This is a genomic window from Actinomadura rubrobrunea NBRC 15275, from assembly GCF_001552235.1.
GTDB classification, from domain to species: domain Bacteria; phylum Actinomycetota; class Actinomycetes; order Streptosporangiales; family Streptosporangiaceae; genus Spirillospora; species Spirillospora viridilutea.
Genome location: NZ_BCQU01000214.1, coordinates 1 through 1,092, shown reverse-complemented (window position 1 = coordinate 1,092; position 1,092 = coordinate 1). Strand labels below are relative to the sequence as shown.

General features: G+C 72.4%; 1 protein-coding gene. It reads right to left on the bottom strand.

Annotated features, from left to right (window positions below):
- The coding region (locus AR3_RS29080; RefSeq protein WP_067918827.1) for an IS481 family transposase at nt 1-975 on the bottom strand (975 nt) is incomplete at its 3' end.
- Between the last annotated feature and the right edge of the window lie 117 nt (nt 976-1,092).

Sequence of the window (1,092 nt, the reverse complement as noted above, 5' to 3'; positions counted from 1 at the left end):
TGACAGGTTGGTGACGCGGCTGGCGGGTGGGAGGCCGCCGAGTGCGGTGTGGCCGCGGTGATGGTTGTAGATGTGCAGCCAGGGGGCAAGCGCGGCGCGGCGTTCGGTCTCGGAGGCGTAGGGGCGGGCGTAGGCCCATTCGTCCAGCAGGGTGCGGTGGTAGCGCTCGACCTTGCCGTTGGTCTGCGGGCGGAACGGGCGGGTGCGCTTGTGTGCGATCCCGGCGGCGGTCAGGGTGTCGCGCCACAGCCGCGAGCGGTAGGCCGAGCCGTTGTCGGTCAGCACGCGGCGCACGGTGATCCCGCAGCTGGCGAAGAATGCCTGGGCCCGTTGCCAGAACGCGGTCGCGGTCTGCTTGCGTTCGTCGGGCAGGATCTCGGTGTAGGCCAGGCGGGAGTGGTCGTCGATGGCGGTGTGCAGGTAGCCGTAGCCCAGCAGGGGCTTGCCGCCGCGCCGATCCAAGGTCGCGGTGCGCTGGTGGTTGCGGTTGCCCACCGCCCGGCCGTGGACGCGGTGGCCGCCGCCATCGGGAATGTTGCCCAGCTTCTTGACGTCCACGTGCACCAGATCGCCGGGCGCGGGGTGCTCGTAGCGGCGCACGGGCCGGCCGGTGGCCCGGTCCAGATGCGCCAGCGGCGGGCAGCCGTAGCGCTGCAGCACGCGGTGCACCGTCGACGGTGGCAGGCCCAGGCGGGCGGCGATGCGCGCGGGGCCGAGCCGGTGGCGGACGCGGGTGCGCACGATGCGCCGCTCGATCCGCTGGGGCGTACGCCGGGGGCTGGTGTGCGGCCGGCTGGGACGGTCGCTCATGCCCGCTGCGCCCTGCTGCCGGTACCGGTCGGCCCACCGTTTGGCGGTGGTGGCCGAGACCTGGAACCGCTCGGCGGCCCGTCGCAGCGACCAGCCCTGGTCCACGACACAGCGGGCCAGGCGTAGACGACCCAGCTCGGTCAGCGGGGCGTTACGGTGGGGCACGAGGACCTCCTTGGGCGGTGGTGCGGCTGTCTGGTAGCTCCACACCACGCCAGGAGGTCCTCCCCATTTCAAGATCATCCAGCCGTGTCGCCGTCACCAACGTCCATGGTCAGTACA